Source organism: Desulfobulbaceae bacterium, from assembly GCA_015231515.1.
Taxonomy (GTDB): Bacteria; Desulfobacterota; Desulfobulbia; order Desulfobulbales; family VMSU01; genus JADGBM01.
This window is the reverse complement of sequence record JADGBM010000003.1, coordinates 24,905-47,586: the sequence shown is the minus strand read 5'-3', so window position 1 is coordinate 47,586 and position 22,682 is coordinate 24,905. Positions and strand designations below refer to the sequence as shown.

Annotated in this window: 22 protein-coding genes; 3 read left to right on the top strand and 19 right to left on the bottom strand. The window is 46.0% G+C overall.

All coding sequences use genetic code 11. The features are described from left to right. The first annotated feature begins 2 nt into the window (after window positions 1–2). The 3 genes from HQK80_01230 (at window position 3) to secB (ending at window position 3,405) form a co-directional block, all read left to right on the top strand. Window positions 3–1,352, top strand: coding sequence for a sigma 54-interacting transcriptional regulator (locus tag HQK80_01230; GenBank protein ID MBF0220846.1), 1,350 nt, complete (start codon window positions 3–5; stop codon window positions 1,350–1,352). 346 nt (window positions 1,353–1,698) lie between these two features. Next, window positions 1,699–2,643, top strand: a complete 945-nt coding sequence (locus tag HQK80_01225) for a nitrous oxide reductase accessory protein NosL (protein MBF0220845.1) — start codon at window positions 1,699–1,701, stop codon at window positions 2,641–2,643. 264 nt (window positions 2,644–2,907) lie between these two features. Beyond that, window positions 2,908–3,405 carry a protein-export chaperone SecB gene (gene secB / locus HQK80_01220; GenBank protein MBF0220844.1) on the top strand — a complete coding sequence of 166 codons (498 nt, stop codon included), beginning with the start codon at window positions 2,908–2,910 and terminating at the stop codon, window positions 3,403–3,405. Between the two features lie 116 nt (window positions 3,406–3,521). On the opposite strand, the gene fsa is transcribed toward secB, so the two are convergent. The 19 genes from fsa to pilM all read right to left on the bottom strand — a co-directional run bounded on the left by fsa (window position 3,522) and on the right by pilM (window position 22,504). Next, window positions 3,522–4,166, bottom strand: coding sequence for a fructose-6-phosphate aldolase (gene fsa / locus HQK80_01215; protein MBF0220843.1), 645 nt, complete (start codon window positions 4,164–4,166; stop codon window positions 3,522–3,524). 12 nt (window positions 4,167–4,178) lie between these two features. Next, window positions 4,179–4,433 carry a YHS domain-containing protein gene (locus tag HQK80_01210; protein ID MBF0220842.1) on the bottom strand — a complete coding sequence of 85 codons (255 nt, stop codon included), beginning with the start codon at window positions 4,431–4,433 and terminating at the stop codon, window positions 4,179–4,181. 5 nt (window positions 4,434–4,438) lie between these two features. After that, the gene (gene folK / locus HQK80_01205; protein ID MBF0220841.1) at window positions 4,439–4,924 is read right to left on the bottom strand and encodes a 2-amino-4-hydroxy-6-hydroxymethyldihydropteridine diphosphokinase; all 486 of its coding nucleotides are present in this window, start codon (window positions 4,922–4,924) and stop codon (window positions 4,439–4,441) included. Between the two features lie 8 nt (window positions 4,925–4,932). Continuing rightward, window positions 4,933–5,742: a 4-hydroxy-tetrahydrodipicolinate reductase gene (locus HQK80_01200; GenBank protein MBF0220840.1), complete on the bottom strand. Its 810-nt coding sequence runs from the start codon at window positions 5,740–5,742 to the stop codon at window positions 4,933–4,935. 66 nt (window positions 5,743–5,808) lie between these two features. Continuing rightward, the gene (locus HQK80_01195) at window positions 5,809–6,690 is read right to left on the bottom strand and encodes a 4-hydroxy-tetrahydrodipicolinate synthase (protein ID MBF0220839.1); all 882 of its coding nucleotides are present in this window, start codon (window positions 6,688–6,690) and stop codon (window positions 5,809–5,811) included. A gap of 78 nt (window positions 6,691–6,768) precedes the next feature. Beyond that, window positions 6,769–7,617 (bottom strand): diaminopimelate epimerase, encoded by an 849-nt coding sequence (locus HQK80_01190; protein ID MBF0220838.1) that lies wholly within the window; start codon window positions 7,615–7,617, stop codon window positions 6,769–6,771. Further along, on the bottom strand, window positions 7,614–8,873 hold the full coding sequence (lysA, locus tag HQK80_01185; GenBank protein ID MBF0220837.1) for a diaminopimelate decarboxylase: 1,260 nt from the start codon (window positions 8,871–8,873) through the stop codon (window positions 7,614–7,616). Before lysA ends, HQK80_01190 begins: the two co-directional genes overlap by 4 nt. Further along, entirely contained in the window at window positions 8,860–9,912 is a 1,053-nt protein-coding gene (locus HQK80_01180) for a fibronectin type III domain-containing protein (protein ID MBF0220836.1), read from the bottom strand. Before HQK80_01180 ends, lysA begins: the two co-directional genes overlap by 14 nt. Then, entirely contained in the window at window positions 9,909–11,312 is a 1,404-nt protein-coding gene (gene argH, locus HQK80_01175) for an argininosuccinate lyase (GenBank protein MBF0220835.1), read from the bottom strand. The genes HQK80_01180 and argH overlap by 4 nt, the downstream gene beginning before the upstream one ends. Before the next feature lie 74 nt (window positions 11,313–11,386). Then, complete coding sequence (locus HQK80_01170; protein MBF0220834.1) at window positions 11,387–12,586, bottom strand: argininosuccinate synthase; 1,200 nt, start codon at window positions 12,584–12,586, stop codon at window positions 11,387–11,389. A 106-nt stretch (window positions 12,587–12,692) separates the two neighbouring features. Continuing rightward, window positions 12,693–13,601, bottom strand: a complete 909-nt coding sequence (argF, locus tag HQK80_01165; GenBank protein ID MBF0220833.1) for an ornithine carbamoyltransferase — start codon at window positions 13,599–13,601, stop codon at window positions 12,693–12,695. A 209-nt stretch (window positions 13,602–13,810) separates the two neighbouring features. Next, on the bottom strand, window positions 13,811–15,010 hold the full coding sequence (locus HQK80_01160; GenBank protein ID MBF0220832.1) for an aspartate aminotransferase family protein: 1,200 nt from the start codon (window positions 15,008–15,010) through the stop codon (window positions 13,811–13,813). Beyond that, entirely contained in the window at window positions 15,000–15,887 is an 888-nt protein-coding gene (argB, locus tag HQK80_01155) for an acetylglutamate kinase (GenBank protein MBF0220831.1), read from the bottom strand. The genes HQK80_01160 and argB overlap by 11 nt, the downstream gene beginning before the upstream one ends. A gap of 130 nt (window positions 15,888–16,017) precedes the next feature. Continuing rightward, on the bottom strand, window positions 16,018–17,625 hold the full coding sequence (locus HQK80_01150; GenBank protein MBF0220830.1) for a type II and III secretion system protein: 1,608 nt from the start codon (window positions 17,623–17,625) through the stop codon (window positions 16,018–16,020). Between the two features lie 104 nt (window positions 17,626–17,729). After that, on the bottom strand, window positions 17,730–19,652 hold the full coding sequence (locus tag HQK80_01145; protein MBF0220829.1) for a hypothetical protein: 1,923 nt from the start codon (window positions 19,650–19,652) through the stop codon (window positions 17,730–17,732). Continuing rightward, a complete protein-coding gene (locus tag HQK80_01140; GenBank protein ID MBF0220828.1) occupies window positions 19,652–20,200 on the bottom strand; it encodes a pilus assembly protein PilP in 549 nt (182 codons plus the stop codon). Before HQK80_01140 ends, HQK80_01145 begins: the two co-directional genes overlap by 1 nt. Before the next feature lie 12 nt (window positions 20,201–20,212). Next, on the bottom strand, window positions 20,213–20,824 hold the full coding sequence (locus HQK80_01135; protein MBF0220827.1) for a type 4a pilus biogenesis protein PilO: 612 nt from the start codon (window positions 20,822–20,824) through the stop codon (window positions 20,213–20,215). Between the two features lie 9 nt (window positions 20,825–20,833). Further along, complete coding sequence (locus HQK80_01130) at window positions 20,834–21,403, bottom strand: PilN domain-containing protein (GenBank protein ID MBF0220826.1); 570 nt, start codon at window positions 21,401–21,403, stop codon at window positions 20,834–20,836. Window positions 21,404–21,406: 3 nt separating this feature from the next. After that, on the bottom strand, window positions 21,407–22,504 hold the full coding sequence (pilM, locus tag HQK80_01125; protein ID MBF0220825.1) for a type IV pilus assembly protein PilM: 1,098 nt from the start codon (window positions 22,502–22,504) through the stop codon (window positions 21,407–21,409). Between the last annotated feature and the right edge of the window lie 178 nt (window positions 22,505–22,682).

Sequence of the window (22,682 nt, the reverse complement as noted above, 5' to 3'; positions counted from 1 at the left end):
AGATGACTTCAGAAACCATAATGATTGTTGACGATGATGCCGATCTGTTAAGCCTTTTATCTATGAGGCTTTCCGGGGCTGGCTATGAAATCTGTCAGGCAAGCTGCGCGGAAGAGGCTTTGGCAAAACTTCCTGTTGCCAGGCCAGGATTGATAGTAACCGATTTACGCATGGGGGAAATGGACGGTTTAAGCCTCTTTGAGAATATCCGCAACATGGATTCTCTTCTGCCGGTGATTATCATGACGGCACATGGGTCTATTCCGGATGCGGTTGAGGCAACTCAAAAAGGGGTCTTCTCGTTTTTGACAAAACCGGTTGACGGAAAAAACCTTATTAAGGAAGTCAAGCGGGCGTTGAGCCTCAGCGGCTCATCCGGCGATAGCGGCCATGATGATTCTCGAGAGTGGCGGCGTTGCCTTATCAGCCAGAGCCAGATTATGGAGGATCTGCTGGCCCAGGCCAAACTGGTGGCCGGTGGACGATCCAACATAATGATCCATGGTGAAAGCGGTACAGGCAAAGAGTTGCTGGCCAAGGCAATTCATGCGGCAAGTCCGCGTCGTGATAAACCTTTTATTGCGGTTAACTGCGGTGCTATTCCCGAGACCTTGCTCGAATCTGAACTTTTTGGTCATGTTAAAGGTTCTTTTACAGGTGCTGTCAGAAACCATCTGGGTTTAGTCCGGGCTGCTGATGGTGGGACCCTGTTTTTAGACGAGATTGGTGACACTCCATTGTCTTTTCAGGTTAAGCTTTTAAGGGTGATTCAAGAACGAAATCTCAGGCCGGTTGGTTCAACTGAAACCATTGAGGTAGATGTGCGTATTATATCTGCAACGCATCAGTCCTTGCGTGAACTGATGGATAATGGTCAGTTCAGGGAAGACCTTTTCTATCGCCTTAATGTTGTGACGCTTGAGTTGCCTCCGCTTAAGGACAGGCCCGAAGATATCCCTTTGCTCGCCAACTATTTTTTACAGACCTTGGCTAAGGAGGCCAATAAAAAGGTTAACTCCTTCGCCCCGGAGGCAATGGAGTTGCTTATGGCAGAAGGCTGGCCAGGGAATGTCCGGCAGCTGTATAATGTCGTTGAACACTCGGTGGCGATTGCTACCAGTTCCATCATTTCCCAGGACCTTCTAAAGGTCACTATTCAGAAAGGCTTTAGTACCTTCCCAACCTATGCCGAGGCCAAACAGCGTTTTGAACAGGACTACCTCATAACATTGCTTAAAATGACCGAGGGTAATGTCACGCAGGCAGCCCGAATTTCTAAAAGGAATCGCACTGATTTTTATAAGTTACTCCAGAGAAACCACATTGTGTCTGCTCTTTTTAAGAAATCGTAAACTACAGGCAACGTATGTACGGGGTTCTGTTTTTGTCTCTTCTAAGCGACATGTGGTTTGTCAACAAACAAAAGTTCTACAGACAAACTCCCATGCTCAGGCGTCGCATAATCGCGACAAAAATCCCCTTTATGTTTCGCCACCTATACAGTAGTGCGTGTCTTGATTGCTGAAGTTGAAAATTATATAGTTTGTAACGTTTGAATTGGTTACCAACCCCCTGATTATTTCTCATAATAGTGGTGCGACAATTTGCCACATCGCAAAAAGCCAAATTATTTTCTAGATTCGTCTACTTAGCCCTGCTTTGCAATGAGGGTATAAATTTACTAAATGGGAGAATGATATGCTGAATACGCTTTGTCCGAGACCATCGGCTAAAAGAGATCCTCTGAAACGGGTCGGAGTTTTAATTGTTACACTGCTGTTAAGTGCTAGCAGCCTATATGCGCTCGATGTCAAGGTTCCAGACATCATGCATCCAATGAAAAACCCTAAGATGTACACTAAAACAATGGAGTGCCCCAATTGCGGGATGATGATTAACATGTGGGCTCGAACCAGGCATAGTTTCAGTAACCACGAAGGGGAGTTTGAAACATGTTCAATTCGATGCCTTGCCGATCTTTCTGCTAAGGCTGGTGAAAAACCTGAAAATGTAAAAGTTGCCGTGTATACCGAGCCGGAAAAAATGGTCTCCGCTCATGAGGCTGTTTACGTTGTCGGTTCTTCGGCAAAGGGTACAATGACGATGAAGTCAAAGATTGCCTTTGCTGATAAAGAGAGCGCCGAAAAATTTGTGGGTCAATATGGCGGTGAAATACAGGGGTTTGAGGCAACACTTAAAAATGCCACAATGGAAGTTGATAAAATGCGGGCCCAAATTCAGTCAAATCGCATGGGTAAGGGAAAAATCAGTGAGCCAGTTGCGGCAACATCCTGCTCACTTTGCGGTATGCCTCCTGCCAGCTTTCCAGCACACCGCTCTCAGTTAACGACAACAGATGGTGAAAACCTGCATTTTTGTTCGTCCAAGTGTCTGGTTAACTATGTGGATGAGCATAAGGACAGCGTGAAGCCGCAAGCCTCCTGGGTAACAGTCTATCCTGACGGTGATTATGAGTTTGTCAAAGGCCTCTATTATGTTGTTGGCTCTTCGGTGATGGGGCCAATGGGGCCTGAAGCCCTACCGTTTCGAAAAAAAGCTGATGCCGAAGCGTTGATTGCCAAACAGGGCGGGCGTATAGTTCGCTGGTCAGCACTTACTCCGGAAGCAATAGTTGTGAAGTAGTTTCGATCTCCAAAGCACTGCCACAGATCGAGGTGGTTCTGTGGCAGTGTCCTTTCTTCTGCCTTTTCAAGTCTTACACCCGTAGCGCTTTAATTTATTCTTTCTTCTTTTGTCTGTTTCCATTATAAATGCTAGCAAAAGAGTGTGGAGTCGATAAATATTCGACTTACTGCAATTAACTGATAATTGTGGTATAGGTTGTATCATGTTGAAGATAAAACCATTTTAAACTAAGAACCCAGAACTTAAAAAAGGAACCTTCCTATGAGTGATCAAAATACCGACAAAGCGGCACAAAAACCTCAAGAACACCCAATTTTTCGGCTTCAAAAGATGTATATCAAGGATTTATCCTTTGAAAATCCTAATGCCCCAGATGTTTTTACTGCCAAACAAGGGGAGCCTAAAGTTGAGGTAAATCTTGGCTTAAAAAATAAAGAGTTGCCTGGTGACGATCTCTATGAAGTCTCCATTAAAATTACCGCCAATATTACTCAGGGAACTGAAGGTAAAACACTGTTTATTACAGAGATTGAGCACTGTGGTGTTTTCTTGATCAAAAATATTCCAGCTGAGCATATGAATGCAGTTATGGCCGTTGACGCCCCAACGATGCTCTTCCCGTACACCCGTCAAATTATCAGCCAGATTTCTGTTGATGGCGGTTTCATTCCATTCCTGATGGAGCCTGTGAACTTTTTAGGTCTTTACCAGAACCAGCAAAAACAAGCTCAGGAGCAGGCAAAGAAAGAGAAAGCGTAGTGTGCGGCTCACACTACTCCTGATGATTTCGCCAATAAAAAAGGCTGAGCAACCTCACAGGTTGCCCAGCCTTTCTTATTTCATTAAGCCCATAATGACGAGCTGTGTGTGGGTGTTTATTTTTTTCTCTTTTCCCAGTCTGATAAAAAGCTTTCAATTCCTTTATCGGTGAGAGGATGTTTAGCAAGTTGCGCGATTACCTTAAAAGGAATTGTGGCAATATGGGCTCCGATCAGGGCGGAGTCAAGAACGTGAGTGGCACTTCGCACACTGGCAACGATGACTTCGGTCATATAGCCGTAATTATCGTAGATTGTCATGATATCACTGATGAGATCCATGCCGGGCAGCGAGATGTCATCCAAACGGCCTACAAAGGGGCTGGCGTAGGTCGCTCCAGCTTTGGCGGCCAATAAGGCCTGGGTAGCAGAAAAGATCAGAGTTACATTGGTCTTTATTCCTTCGGCGGTAAATATTTTAGTGGCCTTTAAGCCTTCTACGGTCATCGGAACTTTGATGACAATGTTGTCGCTGATGGTTGCAAGTTTTCTGCCCTCTTCCACCATACCCTTGGCCTCAAGGCTGATTACTTCGGCGCTGATCGGGCCGTCAACAATTTCGCTGATCTCCTTGATAACCTCTTCAAACTGCCGGCCCTCTTTAGCAATGAGAGATGGGTTGGTTGTAACGCCGTCCACCATGCCAAAAGACACAGCTTCGCGGATTTCATCGGTGTTGGCGGTATCAATAAAAAATTTCATTGTCTAGCTCCTTTATTTATTTTCTTGAAATGATTTCAGACATTTTTTGCTGCAAAAATAATATGGTTTACCTTTTAAAATTAGCTTTTCCGCCTCTTTTTGCGGGATGTAGGTGTGGCAGAAAGGGTCTTCGACTAAAATGTCATCCGGTGGCGTTTTGGCATCCCGATCGTGGTGATTAACGGAAGGCTTGTTCTTGCCTGCTGTTACTAATTTGAACAGAAAGTAAAAAAGAACGGCAAGGAGTATAATTTTGATGGGGGACACTTATTTTACCAGGTGGTTTTTATTACTTTATAATCAGCCTTTAGCGTTTGCCTCATTGAACGGGAGGACAGAAGTGAGGCCGGGTGTATGTGGTCTGGTGATAACTCTTCTAAAGGCGCAAGAACAAACAATCTTTTATGGAGCTCCGGATGAGGGATTTCAAGAGTAGAACTGCATAACAGTAGATCGTCATAATATAAAATATCGAGATCAATGGCTCTATCTTGCCCCGAAAGCCGGTTCCGGCCCATCTCTTTTTCGATTTTCAGCAGTTCCACGAGTAACTCTTCTGGGTTCAGCCTGGTTTCAAGAGCGCCAACAGCATTTGTGAACCAGTGTGTGGTCACGATACCAACTGGCTCCGAAAGGTATGGACTCGACAGTGTTAGTGGCGTTATTTTCGGGTGTCGGCCAAGATATTTCCAGGCTTCAGTCAGGTTAATCCGTCCATTACCAAGATTAGAACCGAGGCCGATAAAAACTAATGCCATGAAAGGCTCTAAAAATCCTGTAGGCCCAAAACGTCAAACATGGTGTAGAGGCCATTGGCTTTATTGGCGACCCAGGCTGCAGCTACGGCTGCTCCCTTGGCAAAATTATCCCGACTATGGGCTCTGTGGGTGATTTCAATTCGCTCGCCGGCGCCGGCAAAATAAACAGTATGTTCGCCGACAATATCACCAGCACGAACTGTTTGAATGCCGATCTCTTTTTCACCACGTTCGCCGATAATGCCGTGCCTTTCGTAGACACCAACTTCTTTTAAATCACGGTTCACAGCCTGGGCAATGACCTCGCCAAGTTTTAACGCTGTGCCACTGGGGGCGTCTTTTTTCATCTTATGGTGCGATTCAATAATTTCAATGTCATAGGAGTCACCCAGGACGGAGGCAATTTTGGCTGCCGCTTTAAAAAGTACATTGACTCCAACTGCCATGTTTGGTGATTGCACGCAGGGAAAACTCTTACAGAGCCGGGCCAGTTCATCAATATTTCCCTGGCTTAGTCCAGTTGTGCCGATGATCATCGCCTTTTTACGCTCAGCAGCTTTTCTAGCCAGTTTCATTGTTGCTTCATGGAAAGTGAAATCGATAATTACATCGCCTGAGTCAGCAATAGCTTCAAAGCTGTCTGAGATGCTGACTCCAATAGAACCAAATCCGCCGACCTCACCAATGTCCTTTCCTATATCAGGGGTGCCGGGCAACTCAAAGCCGCCGGCAATCTGGAGGTCTGGGTGTTCATTGACCATATAGGCTATGCGTTTTCCCATTCGGCCGGCGACACCGGCTATCAGCACTTTAATCATTTCATAACTCCTTGGTTTGTTCCTTTTGAACAAAAGCTAACTCACAAAAGCGAGACACTAAAAGTATTAGATAAGACCGTAATCAGCCATAACCTTTTTAAGTCGATCAAGCCCCGATGGTGTCATCGATGCCAGTGGCAGACGCGGGGTGCCTGATTTAATTTTACCCATCAGTTCCAGAGCCTGTTTGGCTGGAGCGGGGTTTGATTCAAAAAACATGGCCTGCATAAGAGGGAAAAGCTTATAGTGCAATCTCCTTGCCTCTGCAAATTTCCCTTCAAGTGCAAAATCAATACAGGCCGCCATCTCTTGTGGTGCAACATTAGAGGTAACAGAGATTAAGCCAGTGCCCCCGATTGCCACAGTTGCCATAGAGGTAAAGTCGTCACCTGACATAACCGAAAAATCATCTGGGCACAGTCTGATAACTTCACTGATCTGGTTGAGATCAGCAGTTGCCTCTTTTATGCCGACAATATTACGTATTTCTGCACAGCGGGCTACTGTGGCAGGCAGCATATTAATCCCTGTCCGGGAGGGGACATTGTACATGATGATTGGGATATCTACGGCCTCGGCGGCGCTTTTGAAATGCTGGTAGAGGCCTTCCGGAGAGGGTCGATTGTAATAGGGTGTTATCATCAGTGAGCCGTCTGCACCGGCCGTTTTAGCATGTTTGGTGAGCTCGATGGTTTCTGCCGTGCTGTTAGAACCGGTACCGGCAAGCACTGGCACTCGGCCATTAACAGTCTTGATAGTCAGTTCAACAACCCTGTGATGCTCATCATGGGTTAGAGTTGCTGACTCGCCCGTTGTGCCGCACGGGACAATGCCACGAGTACCATTTTCTATTTGGAACTCGATCAGGTCTTTAAGCCCTTGCTCATCGATTCTTCCGTCAATAAAAGGGGTAACAATTGCTACAAATGCTCCTTTAAAAATAGTCATTTTCATCTCCTACCTATATAAGTTCTGTTGTCGTGGTTTTTTCACATATTGTTAAACTGCAACTATTGGCTTAAAAAATCAGCCAAGCAGCGCTTCTTTGTACATCTGGCCTTCATAAATAAAATGTGCTGGACCTTCAAGAAATACCTCAGTAACTGTATCTTCTCCATCTTTTGAAAAGTGGATAATCAAAATTTCTCCCCCGGATGTGACGACTGAAGTTGGTGAGGTCACCTGAGCTGACAGGGAAGCAATTATTGCGGAGGCAACAGCTCCCGTACCACAGGCCATGGTCTCATCTTCAACGCCACGTTCGTAGGTCCGCACGTTTAAGCGGTTGGGGCCGGTTACTTGAACAAAATTAACATTTGTTCCTGCTGGCGCAAATAGTTGGTGATTTCGAATCGCCCTACCCCACTCTACAACAGGTGCACCTCTAATATCGTCAGTAAAGACAACAGCGTGTGGCACCCCGGTGTTAACACTATGTACGGCGAGTTTGTTATCTCGTACCATGACGGTCTGGTTGATTTGAAGGTTCTCTGGTCGAGTAAGTTGTATCTTTACCCCTTCACCCACCATCTCAGCCTCTATAATACCGGCAGTCGTAGAAAAGCGCATCTTGGCAGGGGCGATGCTTTTTGTATAGGCATAGCGGGCCGCGCATCGGGCACCATTGCCGCACATCTCTGCCTGGCTGCCGTCTGCATTAAAAAACTGCCATTTGAAATTTACTGCCTCCGAGTTTTCAATTAAGATTAAGCCATCAGCACCAGCCGAGAATCTTCTCCTGCAAGCAAGCCTGGCAAGAGCAGAGGCGTCTTCTGTCGATAAAAATGGTTGCCTATGATCGACAATAATAAAGTCATTGCCTGTGCCGGTCATTTTGGTAAATGGGATGGGAAAGTTAAGAGAGTTACGTGTCATGTTGTTTTAAACTTTGGAATAGTTTCACCCTGGATAAGGGTATCCAGGGTTTCCCGTTGTCGAATTGTATGAAACTCAGTACCATGGGCCAATACTTCGGCCACACGGGGCCGGGAATTGTAGTTCGATGACATGGTGAAACCATAGGCACCTGAACTCATTACGGCCAGGAGATCACCTTGAGTGCAAATAGGCAGAGATCTGTTTTTTGCTAAAAAGTCACCCGTCTCGCAGATGGGCCCGACAATATCAGCAACAGCCTCATGCGCGTCAGTTTTTTTAACAGGCTGAATAGCATGGTAAGCATCATAGAGGCTTGGCCTGGTCAAATCGTTCATTGCGGCATCAACTATGATGAAATTTTTATTACCTTGCTTTGTATAGAGAACTTTTGTGACGAGCACCCCGGCATTGCCAACTATAACGCGTCCGGGTTCGATTATCAAGGTACAGTCGTTAAGCTGGGTCAGAACGTCTTTAATGGCACCGGCATAATCTGCCGGGCTGGGAGGCAGTTCGTCGTTGTACTGTATTCCTAAGCCGCCGCCCATATCTAAATAGTTAATTGACACATTCTTGTCCTGGAGCCGCTTTACAAAATTCACCACTTTCTGAAGAGACTCAATGAATGGAGCAACGGTGGTAAGCTGTGAGCCTATATGGCAGCTTACGCCAACAACAGCAATATTGCTCATCTTGTCAGCCTGTAGGTAGATAGCCTCTGCATCGTCAATTGGTATGCCAAACTTGTTCTTTGCCAGCCCTGTCGAGATATAGGCATGTGTTTTAGGATCAACATCAGGGTTAATTCGCAGGGCAATTGGTGCCTTGGTATTTTCAGAGGCAGCGATCGCTTGCAGTGTTTCAAGCTCCTGGACGGACTCAACATTGAACATCAGGATGTTTGACTTTAGGGCATAACGAAGTTCATCTTTTGTTTTGCCGACTCCGGAGTAGACAATTTTTTGTGGATCTATCCCGGCCTTGAGGGCCCGAAACAACTCTCCTCCAGAGACAATGTCAGCGCCGCCGCCAAGTGTTCCAAAAAGGTTTAAAATGGCAATGTTGGAACATGCTTTTGTGGCAAAACAGGTCACATGGGGAATATCGGCAAAGGCGTTGTCGACAGCCTTGAAATGTTTGCAGAGGGTGGCGTAGCTATACAGGTAAAAAGGGGTTCCGACCTGCTCGGCAATGGTCGATATTGGCACCTCTTCACAGTGCAGTTCACTGTTTTGGTAACTAAAATGGTTCATAGAAAATTTCCTTTGATTTGGGGCTTTCATTTGCTGGGGTGGCTCGGTCATAGGCCGTAACCGCATAGTACAGGCCAGCTTTTGCAGTTGCAGGCTGGTCAGTAAAGGAAAACTGGGCTTGATCGACTTGACCAATTCTCTGCATGGTTGTTTCGGTGGCAGCTCGCCTGTAGACCCTGTATCCGGCTATATCTTTCTCTGCGGCCTTATCCCATAAAATTTTGACTCCGTCGGCCAACTGGACAACCGTGATATTTCGGGGCGGTGCAGGTGCTGTCATGTCCTTAGGAGTGGATGAAACCACATGGCTTGCCAGGCCGGTAATTTTGTTTTTTTCGTGTAGTTGGATCGCGCTGATTTTGTAAAAATATTGCTGGCCGTTGACTAGACCTGAATCAACGAAGGCCGGCACAGCGACAGGCTGGCCTATCGGTTCAAAATTCTGTTTTAATCTGCTTCGGAAGACTTGGTAGAGCGGGTTATCAATCTGTTGACCGTCAATAAGTGTTGTTACCGGCAGCCATGACAGCATGACCTCCATGTCGCCGGATATGGCGGTAGGGCTTTCTGGAGCTTTGGCTGGGGAGTTCCATGAAAAAGAGACGATATTGGAATCCTCGCTTATTAGTCGCCAGCCTGCCTTGCTGCGCACTTTGTAGAAAAAGCGGTGCCCAGGCCTTAAAATCATTTCAGTGTACTGCGCAGCCCGACTTTTAGGGTCTGTAATAGCGATTTCAGCGCTTATTTCAAATGATGATGTAAATGAAACGGGGCAACCGGCGCAGAAATCTTTTTCAGGAATTCCGGCCCTGAGGATTTCAAAGGAGTCAATATTCGGGAGTTTGGAGCCTGCTGTTGTGTATTCCGGCGCCGTCCAATTAAGGATAATTTTGTTTTCATCCTGTTGGAAACTAAGATCGGTTATCGCCTGGGGCAGGGCATCTTCGGGCGGGATGGGCAGCGTTTTTCGTCCACAGCTGGTAGTGCTCAGTCCAAAAATAAAAATAAGTACAAAAATGGTGCGCAGGCCGCAAATCATATGCCCAACTCCTCTCTGGCCTGCTCTATTGCCTCTGCCACCCGTACAGATGATGTTCCGCCTTGCGAAAGCCGGCTATCAACAGAGCCTTTGACCGAAAGTACATCAAAAACGTCATTTTCTATGCAGTTATCAAATTGTTTAAGCTCGGCCAAGCTCATCTCTATAAGTTCTTTTCCCATTTTAATGCCATAAGCCACAGTCTGACCGACAATTGAATGAGCCCTCCGGAAAGGAATATTTTTTTTGACCAGATAATCGGCCAGATCAGTGGCCGTCATATACCCACCAACTGTTGCGGATTTGAGCCGTTCTTCGTTGAATTGCATATTTTCAAGAAGTTCTGCCATTATGGCCAGGCTTTGCGAAACGGTATCAACTGTGTCAAAAACCGGCTCCTTATCCTCTTGAAGGTCACGGTTGTAGGTCATGGGCAGACCTTTCACTATTGTGATTAAGGCCATAAGGTTACCGGTCACTCGGCCGGATTTGCCGCGAATCAGTTCCGGAATGTCAGGGTTCTTTTTCTGAGGCATAATGCTGCTGCCCGTACAGAAACTATCGGCTAGTTTGATGAAAGAAAACTCCTCCGTCGCCCAGAGAACCAGTTCCTCAGAAAGTCTACTCAAGTGGAGTTGGATTATGGTGCAGGTAGAGACAAACTCTAGGGCAAAATCACGATCTGCTACGCTGTCCATGCTATTTTTCGAGACAGAATCAAAACCGAGCTCCTTGGCAACAAATTCGCGGTTAATAGGCAGCCCTGTTCCTGCAAGAGCTGCAGAGCCAAGGGGCATGATGTTTATCCGTTTCAGGCCATCGTTAAGACGATCTTTGTCGCGCCCGAACATCGTACTATAGGCCAGCATGTGGTGTGCGACAAGCACAGGCTGAGCCCTTTGCAGATGCGTGTAACCGGGCATGATAGTTGACTGATATTTTTGCGCTAATTTTACAAAGGCCTTTTGAACGTCGGTCAGCAGTTCGATAATTTGTTTTGACACGTCACGGAGATATAAGCGGATATCAAGTGCCACCTGGTCATTTCGGCTTCTGGCGGTGTGCAGTCGTTCTCCCGCTGCGCCAATCTTATCGACAAGGGCTTTTTCGATATTCATGTGAACATCTTCAAGCTCCGGCTTAAAGATAAACTCACCACTTTCAATTTCAGCTAAAATTTCAGAGAGGCCCTGTTGGATCTCGGCGCACTCCCCATCTGTAATAAGTTTTTGTTTGGCCAGCATGCGAGCATGGGCCTGGCTTCCAAGAATATCTTGCTTGTAGAGGCGGCAATCGAAATGTATCGAGGCCGTAAAGGCCTCAACTGAGGCCGCTGTTTTCTCAGAAAACCGACCGCCCCAGAGTTTTGTTGATACGGGTTTTTTTTGTGGAGTATCCATGAAATACCTTTGCAAGGTCGACTATCGGCTTTTTTGCTAATGGCAAATGACAGTAGTCGGGTCAATAGAGCAGTTTACTTTTTGTTTAACGCCTGGATTTTAAGTCGCAAGGCATTCAGCCTGATAAAACCGCCCGCATCTGACTGTTTATATACCTGGTCCTCTTCAAAGGTGGCAAAACTTTCTTGATAGAGGGAGTTTTCTGATTTTCTGCCAACGGGAGTACAGTTGCCCTTGTACAGTTTCAGTCGAACAAATCCGTTGACGGTTTTCTGCGTTTCGTCAATGGTCTTTTGCATAAGCGACATCTCAGGTGAAAACCAGAAGCCGTTGTAGACCAGTTCGCTGTATTTGGGGATCAAGCTGTCGCGTATTTTCATGACTTCGCGGTCAAGGGTTATGGTTTCGAGATCGCGGTGGGCTGCGCGCAGCAGTGTTCCTCCTGGAGTTTCATAAACACCGCGAGACTTCATGCCGACGAACCTGTTTTCTACCATATCGAGTCTGCCGATGCCGTTGTCCCCGCCCAACTTGTTGAGGCGCGCTAACAGCCCTGCCGGAGAGAGAACCTCCCCATCGATTGCGACCAGGTTGCCCTGCCTGAACTCCATTTCGATATAAGTAGGTTTGTCCGGGGCATTTTCCGGTGACACAGAAAGCTTGAACATCGCCTCTTCCGGTTCCTGCCAGGGATCCTCGAGAATTCCGCCTTCAAAGCTGATATGAAGCAGGTTCTCATCGGAACTGTATGGATTTTTTTTGGTAACTGGGACTGGAATACCGTGTTGTTCTGCGTAGGCCATGAGTTTAGTGCGGGAGTTTAAGTCCCAGATGCGCCATGGTGCGATGATCTGTAGTCTCGGGTTGAGACCGATGTAGGCCAGCTCAAATCGCACCTGATCATTGCCTTTGCCCGTGGCGCCATGGCTTACGGCATCCGCACCCTCTTCTTCGGCAATACGGACCTGCTCTTTGGCAATAATCGGCCTAGCCAGTGATGTGCCGAGCAGATACGAACCTTCATAAATGGCGTTGGCTCGAAAGGCGGGAAATACATAGTCGCGCACAAACTCCTCTCTGAGGTCTGAAATAATCACCTTTTCGGCGCCTGTGGATAAACCTTTTTTCTTTACAGCGTCCCAGTCTTCCTCCTGACCCACATCAGCAGCATAAGCAATAATCGGGCATTTATACTCTTGCTCCAGCCATTTGAGAATAACCGAGGTGTCTAAACCACCGGAATATGCCAAGACAATTTTATTAATAGAACTCATTCAGCGCAGTCTCCCTTGTATGTCCTTGATGATAGTCTGTATTTTTTTATTTTTGCGCGATACGATTAGCGCTGTGCAGCAAGTGAATCAGGAGGGTACATACTCACTAATTCCTTAAATGGTGCTCCAATATGGCTTTATGTATGTGCAGCTTATTTTCGGCCTGCTCAAAGGCGACACATTGCCGACCTTCCAATACCTCATCGGTAATCTCCTCATCCCTGTGGGCCGGTAGGCAGTGCAATACAATTGTATCGTTTTTGGCTTTGCTGAGAAGGGTTGTGTTGACCTGATATGGCTGGAAAACCTGCAAACGCTCTTCTTCCTGGCCTTCATGACCCATGCTGGCCCAGACATCAACGTTGATGACATCAGCGGTGGCCACAGCCCGATTCGGGTCACGTACTACAGTAATCGGCTTGACAGCCTTATCCTGAGCGCGTTTGAGAATCTCGGGGTCAGGGTCGTACCCTTCCGGGCAGGCCAGGGTTAAGGCAAACTCCATTATCGAAGCGGCCTCAATCCAAGAGTTAGCCATGTTATTCCCGTCACCAACCCAGGAGACATGGACATCTTCAATGGGCCCCTTTTTCTCAATCACTGTCATTATGTCGCTAAGTATCTGGCAGGGGTGATGCAGGTCTGTAAGTGCATTAATGACTGGTACCGTAGCGTATTGAGAGAGTTCGTCGACAATTTCCTGACCATAGGTTCTGATTACCATACCATCAACATAGCCGGACATGACTCTCGCCATGTCTTTAAGCGGTTCATTTCGGGCCAGCTGTGTATCTCGCCCAGGCAGATAGATAACCTGCCCTCCCATACCGTACATTGCCGCTTCAAACGAAACTCGTGTTCTTGTTGAGGGTTTTTCAAAGACCAGGGCTATGGTTTTTCCTTGCAGGGTCGTATGTCGAAGACCGCCTTTCGATTCCTTTTTAAGCTCAAGGGCACGGTTTATATAGGCCTGAAGCTGTTCCTTGTTGAAATTCCACAAACTGGTAAGGTGCATTTTGTATCCCGGAAATATAATGGATTGGTAACCCACAAGTTGATCGAAAAAAAACGGCCCAATTGTATCCGTGTTTTTCTTATAACAACACAGATTGGATTGAGCCAAAGATGCATGAATACAAAAAATGAGCTATTTTGCAATCGTTTTTTAGTGCCTTAGAAATCATTTCCCTGTTTTTTGCGCAAAAAACAGGGAAAATCGTCGGTCTATTTAAAGGTCGATAAAACTTTATCGAGAGTCTCGTGCATCTCGTTAATTTCAAATTCGGTTACGATCAAAGGGGGGATAAATCGTAAGACAGAGTTGCCTGCAAAATTGGCCAGGATACCATTTTGAAAAAGGGTTTTAATGATCTGAGCCCCATGCTGAATTCCCTTTTCTGTCAACACCAGTGCTTGAATAAGTCCAACGCCGCGAGTACCGGTTGCCAGAGTGGGATGTTTTTCCGCCAATTTTTGAAGGCTATTGGCAAGATATTGGCCGCGTTCAAGAACAGTGGCCATAAAGCCTTCTTCGAGCATGATCGTCATGACGGCAAGTCCGGCAGCGCAGGAAACCGGATTTCCTCCAAAGGTAGAGGCATGGGTTCCTGGTCCAAAAGCGGCAGCGACGGTATCGGTGGTCAGTATTGCCCCTAAAGGTAACCCGTTAGCTAAGGCCTTTGCCAGACTCATAATATCGGGTGTAACACCAAGCTGTTGGTAGGCAAATAGTGAGCCTGTACGCCCCATGCCGACCTGAACCTCGTCAAAGATGAGTAAAAGATCATGTCTATCACAGAGTTCACGGATAGCTGTTAGGTAGTCACGGCTAAGAGGTCTTACACCACTTTCACCCTGCAGAGGTTCTACCATGATGGCGCAGGTTGTCTCGTTTATCATTGATGAAAGCGCTTCAACATCACCAAAAGGGGCAGTTTTAAAGCCCGAGGGCATGGGCTCAAAACCTTCACGAAACTTCGGCTGTCCTGTTGCCGCAATAGTTGCCAAGGTGCGACCGTGAAAGGAACCTTCCAGGGTGATGATCTCATAACGTCCTTGGGGACTGTATTTTCTGGCCAGCTTGATGGCGGCTTCGTTGGCCTCTGCCCCGCTGTTGGTAAAAAAGATTCGATCGGCAAACGAGTTGTTTACCAACAGTGTGGCGAGTTCTGTCTGGGGAATTGTGTGAAAGAGGTTTGATACATGGACAAGAGTTTTCGCCTGCTCACAGATCGCTTTGGTTACTTCGGGATGGCAGTGTCCAAGGCTGCAAACAGCAATACCTGCCAAAAAGTCCAGATAGCTTTTACCTTCGGCGTCTTCCAAACGGCAGCCCGAACCTCTGACCATTGCCGCTGAAAAACGTGAATAGGTGCCGATAAAGGCGGCTTCACTTTTGGCGATTATTTCCTGATTACTTGTCATTGGTGACCTCTGAGCCGATACCCTCTTTGGTAAAGATCTCCAGGAGGATTGAGTGCTCTGTTCGGCCATCGATAATATGTGCCTTTTTAACACCAGCCCGGACGGCATCCTGGCAGCATTGAACCTTAGGTATCATGCCTCCGGCAATAACGCCGCTTTTGATATACTCATCAACCTGTGTGCAGGTCATGGATTGAATGAGCCTTTTGTCCTGGTCTAAAACTCCCGCTACATCGGTTAACAGAACCAGCTTTTCAGCATTGAGCCGTGAGGCAATGGCACCGGCCACGAGATCGGCGTTGATATTGTATGACTGTCCTTCGCTGCCGACACCCACAGGGGCAATGACAGGGATAAAGTCCTGACTGTCCAGGGTAGTTAATATCTCCGGGTTGACCTCGGTCACTTTGCCAACGCGACCAAGATCAATGAGCTCAGGTGGGGCATTTTCAACCTGACTTTTAAGAATCTGCATTTTCTGGGCTCTGATCAGGTCTCCATCGCGACCGGATAACCCCACGGCCTTGCCGCCATGCAGGTTTATCAAACCAACAATCTCCTTGTTGACCTTACCAACCAGCACCATTTCAACTACATCCATGGTCTCTCCGTCAGTCACCCGCATGCCCTGAATATAGTTTGACTGGATATTCATTTTATCAAGAAATTTATTGATCTGCGGCCCGCCCCCATGCACAACGACGGGATTAAGGCCAATATATTTAAGCAGGATAATATCAAGGGCAAAACTCTTCTTTAATGCATCATCAACCATGGCGTGACCGCCATATTTGATAACCACCGTTTTATTGGAAAAGGCCTTGATATATGGTAACGCCTCGATAAGAATCTTTGCTTTTTCTAGTGCCTGAATCATTGTGAAATCCTTAAGGTATCGTAAAATAAAAAAACAGACCTCTCTTTACAATAAAGAGAGGTCTGTTTTCAATGAAAATGTAGGTAACTATCGGAACGAAGCGTTACTATAACTACTCCCTGTTGCTCTTCTAAAGAGAAGTAATTCGTGGTCGTAGCAGGATAATAAGCTCTTTCTTCGAGGTAGTCGTGCCGTCTGTGCGAAAGGCCTGTCCTGCGACAGGAAGTTCGCCTAAACCTGCAACATAATCGTTGTTATAACTGGAAGAGTTGTCGATTAACCCGCCAATAATCAGCATTTCACCATTTTTAACACGAACGATGGTACTAAGTTCCCGCAAATTGACCTTAGGGAGTCCCACCTGATTTGTCCCGAACGTTTTGTACTCAATTGCCTCCGATAGACTTGAAGTTACTGGAGTAAGGTTGAGAATTACCTCATTGCCATCGGTAATTGAGGCAATAACGCCGAGCCCTAATCCAGACATTACCGTGGCAGTATTGATTGAATACGAAATTACACCGTCTGAGGTTGTCGAACTTACGCTGTCGATGTAGGTAACATTTTCTCCCACGCTGATCATAGCAGGTTGGCCGTTCATCACAGTAATTTTAGGATTCGAAAGGACTTCTACGCGGCCTTGCTTTTTCATGAGATCAAGCACGGCGGTAAAAGTTTCGTCACCGACTGTTATAAATGAGTTTTGGGCAGTTGCTGACGACTTTATAAAATTCATTTTTGAAAAGCTCATTGCAAAATCAAAACTTGTAGTAAACAACGAGGCCCAGTCCATACCAGTTGTGTCATTATTGGTAAAAGTCACCTCAATTATTTTAGCCTCAATTGAAACCTGTTTGTACAGCTCTGTTTTGAGGTTTTCGAGGTAGGACTCAATTTTTTCGAGCAATGACGCTGGTGCAGTAACTGAGATGAGTCCAATTGGTTTGTCTATTGTATAATAGCCACGGCCTCCTGGGGGAGAGGCAACAGCAGCTATTGCTGTCCTTGGCGCTGTGGTTGTTGCGGCGGAATCTGCCGCGCTGTCGGTACTGCTTGCAACGGGAGCAGCGGTAGCGGGTGTAGACCAGATTTCAAGGATTTTATCCAGATTGGTTTGAATATTACCCCAGATGTCAAAGGCGTTATTTTGTGAGCTGATTTCGAGGGTACCGCTCATATTTGCACCCTGTGTACTGCCGAGGACATCTCCGCCAATACTTGTTGAAAAGGTGGAAGACATGAACGGCATGGAAATATGGAAATTTTTAGTCTCCTTATGTTTCACAATTAATGTGCGGCCCACAACCTCATATGAATAATCGTATTGACGTAAAATGTTCTTAATAACCATGAAAAAGTCTTCGTCGGGCACAATATTAGGGACATGTACCAGGGCGTCTTTGTTAACATCACTTTCCCAGCTGATGGTTAAATTTTTCAAATTTGTCAGCTTCGGAAGGATAGATCGGAGCGATACGGTAGAAGCGGGGAAGCTAGACCCCACAATTATGGTATCAGTCTCCAGCTCATTGTTTGAACTTTGGGTGCCAAGATTATAGGACAGTTTCTGGTAGCGCATAGGCAACTGGCCCTGTTGGCCTTCTGATGCTGCAGGTGAAGCAACCGTTACACTGCCATCAACGGCCCCCTTGGTCTGTTCCTCAATAAATTTCGCAGCACTCTCTTCAGGGCTTGGTGAAGGTACTGATGCGCAGCCCCCTGAAAATACTACTGTCATAAAAAAAGCTAGGCCGGAATGCGCAACTAGTGTGCCGATTTTTTTAAGCCAAGGCTGACCCTGTGAATTAATAACAATCTCTGTTGACATATCTTTACCCCGGTTTATCTGTGTTGGGTGTCTCGCAGGGCGAGCCGACCTTTGATGAATTTTTCTAAATCAGGTGGAAGTTCAAAACCTGTATACAAAATAATTGTTTCAAATATCTCTTCCGCCTTATCTGGCTGATTTTCTTTGTCATATATTCGTGCTTTAGCGATCATGGTCGCCAGTGTTCGCTCATAGATTGATTCATAGCGGGTCAAGAGTTCTAAGGCCTGCTCGTTGGCACCCTTGTTTTCATAGTAGGCCGCAAAGTTCAGTAAAGCGTCCGGGTCAGGCCGTTCTCCCTGGGTTGCCTTTTCAAAAAAGATTTCAGCCTCAGTATTATCCATGTTAGCCAGAGTTAGCGCCATCTGGACTATCGCCTCTGAATCGCTTTCGTCAAGAGCCAAAGCCTTGCGCCCATAATCTTCGGCACAGATATAATTACCCATCTCAGCCAGGCAAAAACGGGCGATTCGTTTTATAAGACTAATGTTATCCGGCCAAAGCATGAATGCTTTTTTGTAGCTATCCAGTGCGGCGGTAAGTTGCTGTTTTTGAGCTAACTCGCTGGCCTTTTTAATGTGCATCTTGGCTTCAACAACTTCAGCTGGTTGCGATAGCTGTTCGTTGATTTGAGCGACAAGATCCTGGTCTGGGGCTTCAAAAGTGACTTCAGTGCTGGCGGTATCTTCAGGCCACGTGAAATTCTTCGATTGCGGGGAGATCACAATGGTATTGAATTTTTCTGCCTTTTGTAGGCCTTTCAAATTGAGAACTACATCGAGAATGAAATCCCAGGGGACCTTCTCCAGATAGAGAGTGACGTTGCCGGAGACAGAGTCGTCAACAACAAAGTTTCGGCCGCTGATCTCTTTAAGGAGGTAAAAAACATTTTCAATATTGGTTTTGTAAAAGTCTACTGTTATGCGCTCCTGATCGTAGCCGGCATCGACAAAAGAGTCTCCGCTAACACCCACTCTTTTGAGCTGTTTGGTGACCTGGTTGTCATAGGTCTCGGCAGCAGGTTCTTGCTGACGGAGATCCTCATGATTGTTTAATCCAGACAGCAAGGTGCTTATTGGGTCACTGCCAGGGTCACCGTCGGAATTGTCAGGTGTTTTAATTGTTACCTGGAGCCCCTCTGGAGTCGTATCAATATCATAGTCAAACAACTGGTTGATGCTTGAGTCAAAAACAATCCGTACACCGTTTTCTTTTGTTGAAGTTCGCAAGCGTGCCAGGGCGCCAACATTTACCGCAGTAATACTTGGAAGTGATGGAGCTGTAGCTCCATGGATATCAAGATACATTCGATCTGGCCTACCTGAACCTTCGGCAAGGACAACCCTTTCATAATCGGTGATCGGCTGGCCGGCAACAAGGGTAATCTTGACCCCATTATTTTCGGGCCTAACGGTTATTTGGCCAATTTCCAAAACAGTTGGTGTCGCTTCCGGTTTTGGATCGGTGCTTGGAACATCTGAGGCCGAAGCCATAGGGGGTATCTCGGCGAAGCGGATTTGTATATCGTTGTTTACTTTTTCAATAACATACTGATTGTCTTGGGTCAGGAGAACTTCAATTTTTGCAATAGCAGGTTGTTGTTCTGCAAGCACTTTTCCCTGAACCGAGGCGACAGCTCCTGAGTTAATCTCAATCGGTAAGGTAACGCCTTCGCCAAAACTTCCAGCTGCAATATCGATCACAACTCGTAACGGGTCAAAAAGATCGTATGAAATGAACGTTGGCGGTTGTTCAGAGTCGCCTTTTATCGTCAAGACAGGACTATCCGTTTCTCCCTGGCTGTAAATGATCTCAGCAATACTGTACTGTGGCTGCTCTGTGAGGTCGGCAGCTTTCACCGAGCTGGCCTTACAAGTCAGTAACGATAAACTGGCAATTAAAAGTGCGGTTGTTATATGTCTGCCAAGGGTTTTCACTATTTTTCTCCCTCTTTCCTGAGAACCATTTTGATGGATCGTGTCTTTTGTTCGCCTGAGCTAGTAAGAAAACTTTCTTCAATGATAACGCTATTGGTGATGATTGATGTGATGATGCCTCTGCGGCCAATAGCTATTCCCTCTTTGAGGATGTAGCCCTTGCCTGTTGAATCCTGTACGAGGGCCAAAGGTTTGTTACCACCTGATGAAATAGCGACTAAATTGAGTTGCCCGGGTTCAAATAACCGCATACCGGTCAGCAGCTCTTCAGAATCGATCTGTTTCGTTGTTGTCCGTTCTTCGCTGATGAATGGCACAAAAGGATCGGAGCGATTTCCGCGCTGATAGATAAACGTATCACTCTGACTAAGAGTTACTTGTTCTTCAGTCATTTTTTTAAGGTCGTCCGCTGCTATTTCAGCCGGTGCATTGTTGGCCCAGGCTCCCCCGGAAAGCATGAGGACGCCAAGGCAAACCAGAGCTAGTAGAGACAGGCTACGATGTTTTTTCAGCCAACAGTTGATTTTCCGGGGTTCTCGACGAATCACTTTTACCTCACCTTATTGTGCTATCGGTTGGTCAAGAAATTTGTAGGTAACTAAACTTACCTTTGTATTCAACATCATCTCTCCTGCTTCCATTTTGGGAGCACCCATCGAAATGTTTGAAACATTTACTATCCGCGGAAGCTTGCTGACAGTATCTAAAAAATACCCTAAATTGTGGTAGGTTCCTTGTACCGACAACGAAACGGGGATTTCAGCATAAAATTCCTTTGGTGATTCAGCGCCGGGAACAAAAGAGAGTATATCCAAACCTGCCCCGGTTCCCTGGCTGGAAATAGTTTTTAGAAGAGAAGGGATCTCCTGATTGTCTGGAATTAAGACTGAGGCCTCCTTGAATTTTATCTCCATCTCTTTCATGAGGGCTTGTTGTTCTTCGATTTCAGCAGCTTTGAGCTTAACATTGGCAAGCTCTTTTTCAAGTGAACTGATGCTTGCTGTTAATTGTTGTATATTTTTACTTTTTGGTGAGAAACTCAGGAAGTAAAAAAGGGCCAACGGAATAACAACAGCGGCGACACAAATCCCTATCTTGTGATTTTTATTAAGGGATGACACCTTGTCGTCAAGAAAAGTATCAAATGCTGATTGTATATTTTTTGTGTCCATTGCGTTTTTTTATTCTGATTTTGGTTGCTCTACGGCCGGTTTTTTGACAGCCATTGTAAGGGCAAAAGATTTAAGCTTTTGTCCTGCCACGACAGTCAAAGAAGAGTTTTTAAGCTCGGTTCCTGAAAAATACGGTGCACTGGATAAACTGTCCATATATTGGGCAATGGTGGCGTTATCTAGGGCAATTCCGGTTAGCGAAACTCCCCCTTGTGTGAGCGACATGGATTTCAGCCACATTCTGCTGGATGGAGTTATTTTGGCAATTTCATCCAACACCCTCACTGGTAACTGGGAATCTGCCTTAAGATTTTTTATGACCTCCAGTTTGGTTTCCAGCAAGGCCTTCTCCCTTTTGATTTTTTCTATGCGGGCGATAACGCTTTCATATTTCTTTTTCTCCTGAATCAACTGGGCCTGCGTTTTTTTCAAACCTTCAATTTTCCTTGTTTGGGAATAACCAACGAGGCCAAGAGCAATAAGAAATATGCAGAGAAGGCAGGCAAAAGCGAGAACCTCGTTTTTAGTCTGAATGCGTTGTTTTATCTGCCTGATAGGCAGCAGGTTGATTCGTATCATGGCCTATAACTCTATCTTGCGAATGGCTAAGCCAGCGGCGATAGCCATCTCTGGAGCAATATGTTTGAGGTATGCGGGATCAAGTTTGGCAGTGTCCGACTCAGCATTGGCGAAAGGATCAAATATATTGACCTGAATCCCTGTTTCTTCTCTTAACAAGGTGGCAAACCCATTAATTTTGGCTCCACCTCCGCTAAGGATCAAGTTGGTGATGTTATCATCAGGATAACTGGATATATAAAAATCGAGCGCCTTTTTAATTTCAAGAACCCATTGTGTACAGGTATTGATGAAAATCTCACTGATTTTCTCTCTATGGTCCGGGTCAACCTCAAGGAGGCCAATCTTGGCGGCTTCTGCGCTTTCTGCATCCATCCCGAGCCGGTTCTGAATTTGTTCGGTAATCTGTCGACTCCCCATTACGACGTCGCGAGCGAGTATTGAAGCGCCATTGGCAATTATATTGAAACTCATTTTGGAGGCACCAATATCGATCAGGGCGACATTTTCCGCAAGGCTTTCAACGTTTTCGTATGAATTTTCAAGGGCAAAGGCGTCAACGTCAACGACCACGGCCTGGAGGCCTATTTTTTCAAGCATACGCAGATAGGTGTTTATTACATCTTTTTTAGCGGCGACCAGCATGATGTCGGTTCTATCCGACTCATCGCTGTTGGTCTTTAAATCCTGAAAATCCAGGAATACGTCGTCAATATCAAAGGGGATGTATTGCTCTGCTTCGGCCTGAATGTGCTCTTCTAACTCTGCCGCAGACATGACTGCCAGGTTGATTTTTTTGACGATTACTGAGTATCCGGAAATGGAGATGGCGACCTTTTTATTTTTAATTTTGAGATTGTTGATCAAGGTCGTGATGATAGCGCCAACTGAGTCAGGATCTTGCAGAACACCGTCTTCAACTGCCCCTTCTGGAAGTTTGGCGCTCCCTAGTTTTAACAATCGGCAACCGTTTTGAGAACTGGTGAGTTCACAGATTTTTACGGCATACGAACCGATGTCAAGTCCGAGCGCCAGCTTCTGTTTTCTGAAGCCCGGCAGGGAAAAATTAAAATTTAGTTTTGGTAACGTAATTTTTTTCATAAAAACACTAATTTTAAAGCGTTAAAAATTTAACGCGCATTATCTGCCAATGCCTGTCGATTTGGAGTTTTAGACAGTGATCTACTCAAATTTTATGCATAAAAAAAAATCTTTGTCAACAGATATAATCGACAGATGTACTTGAAATATCAAATAATTTTTGGGAAATACCTACCCT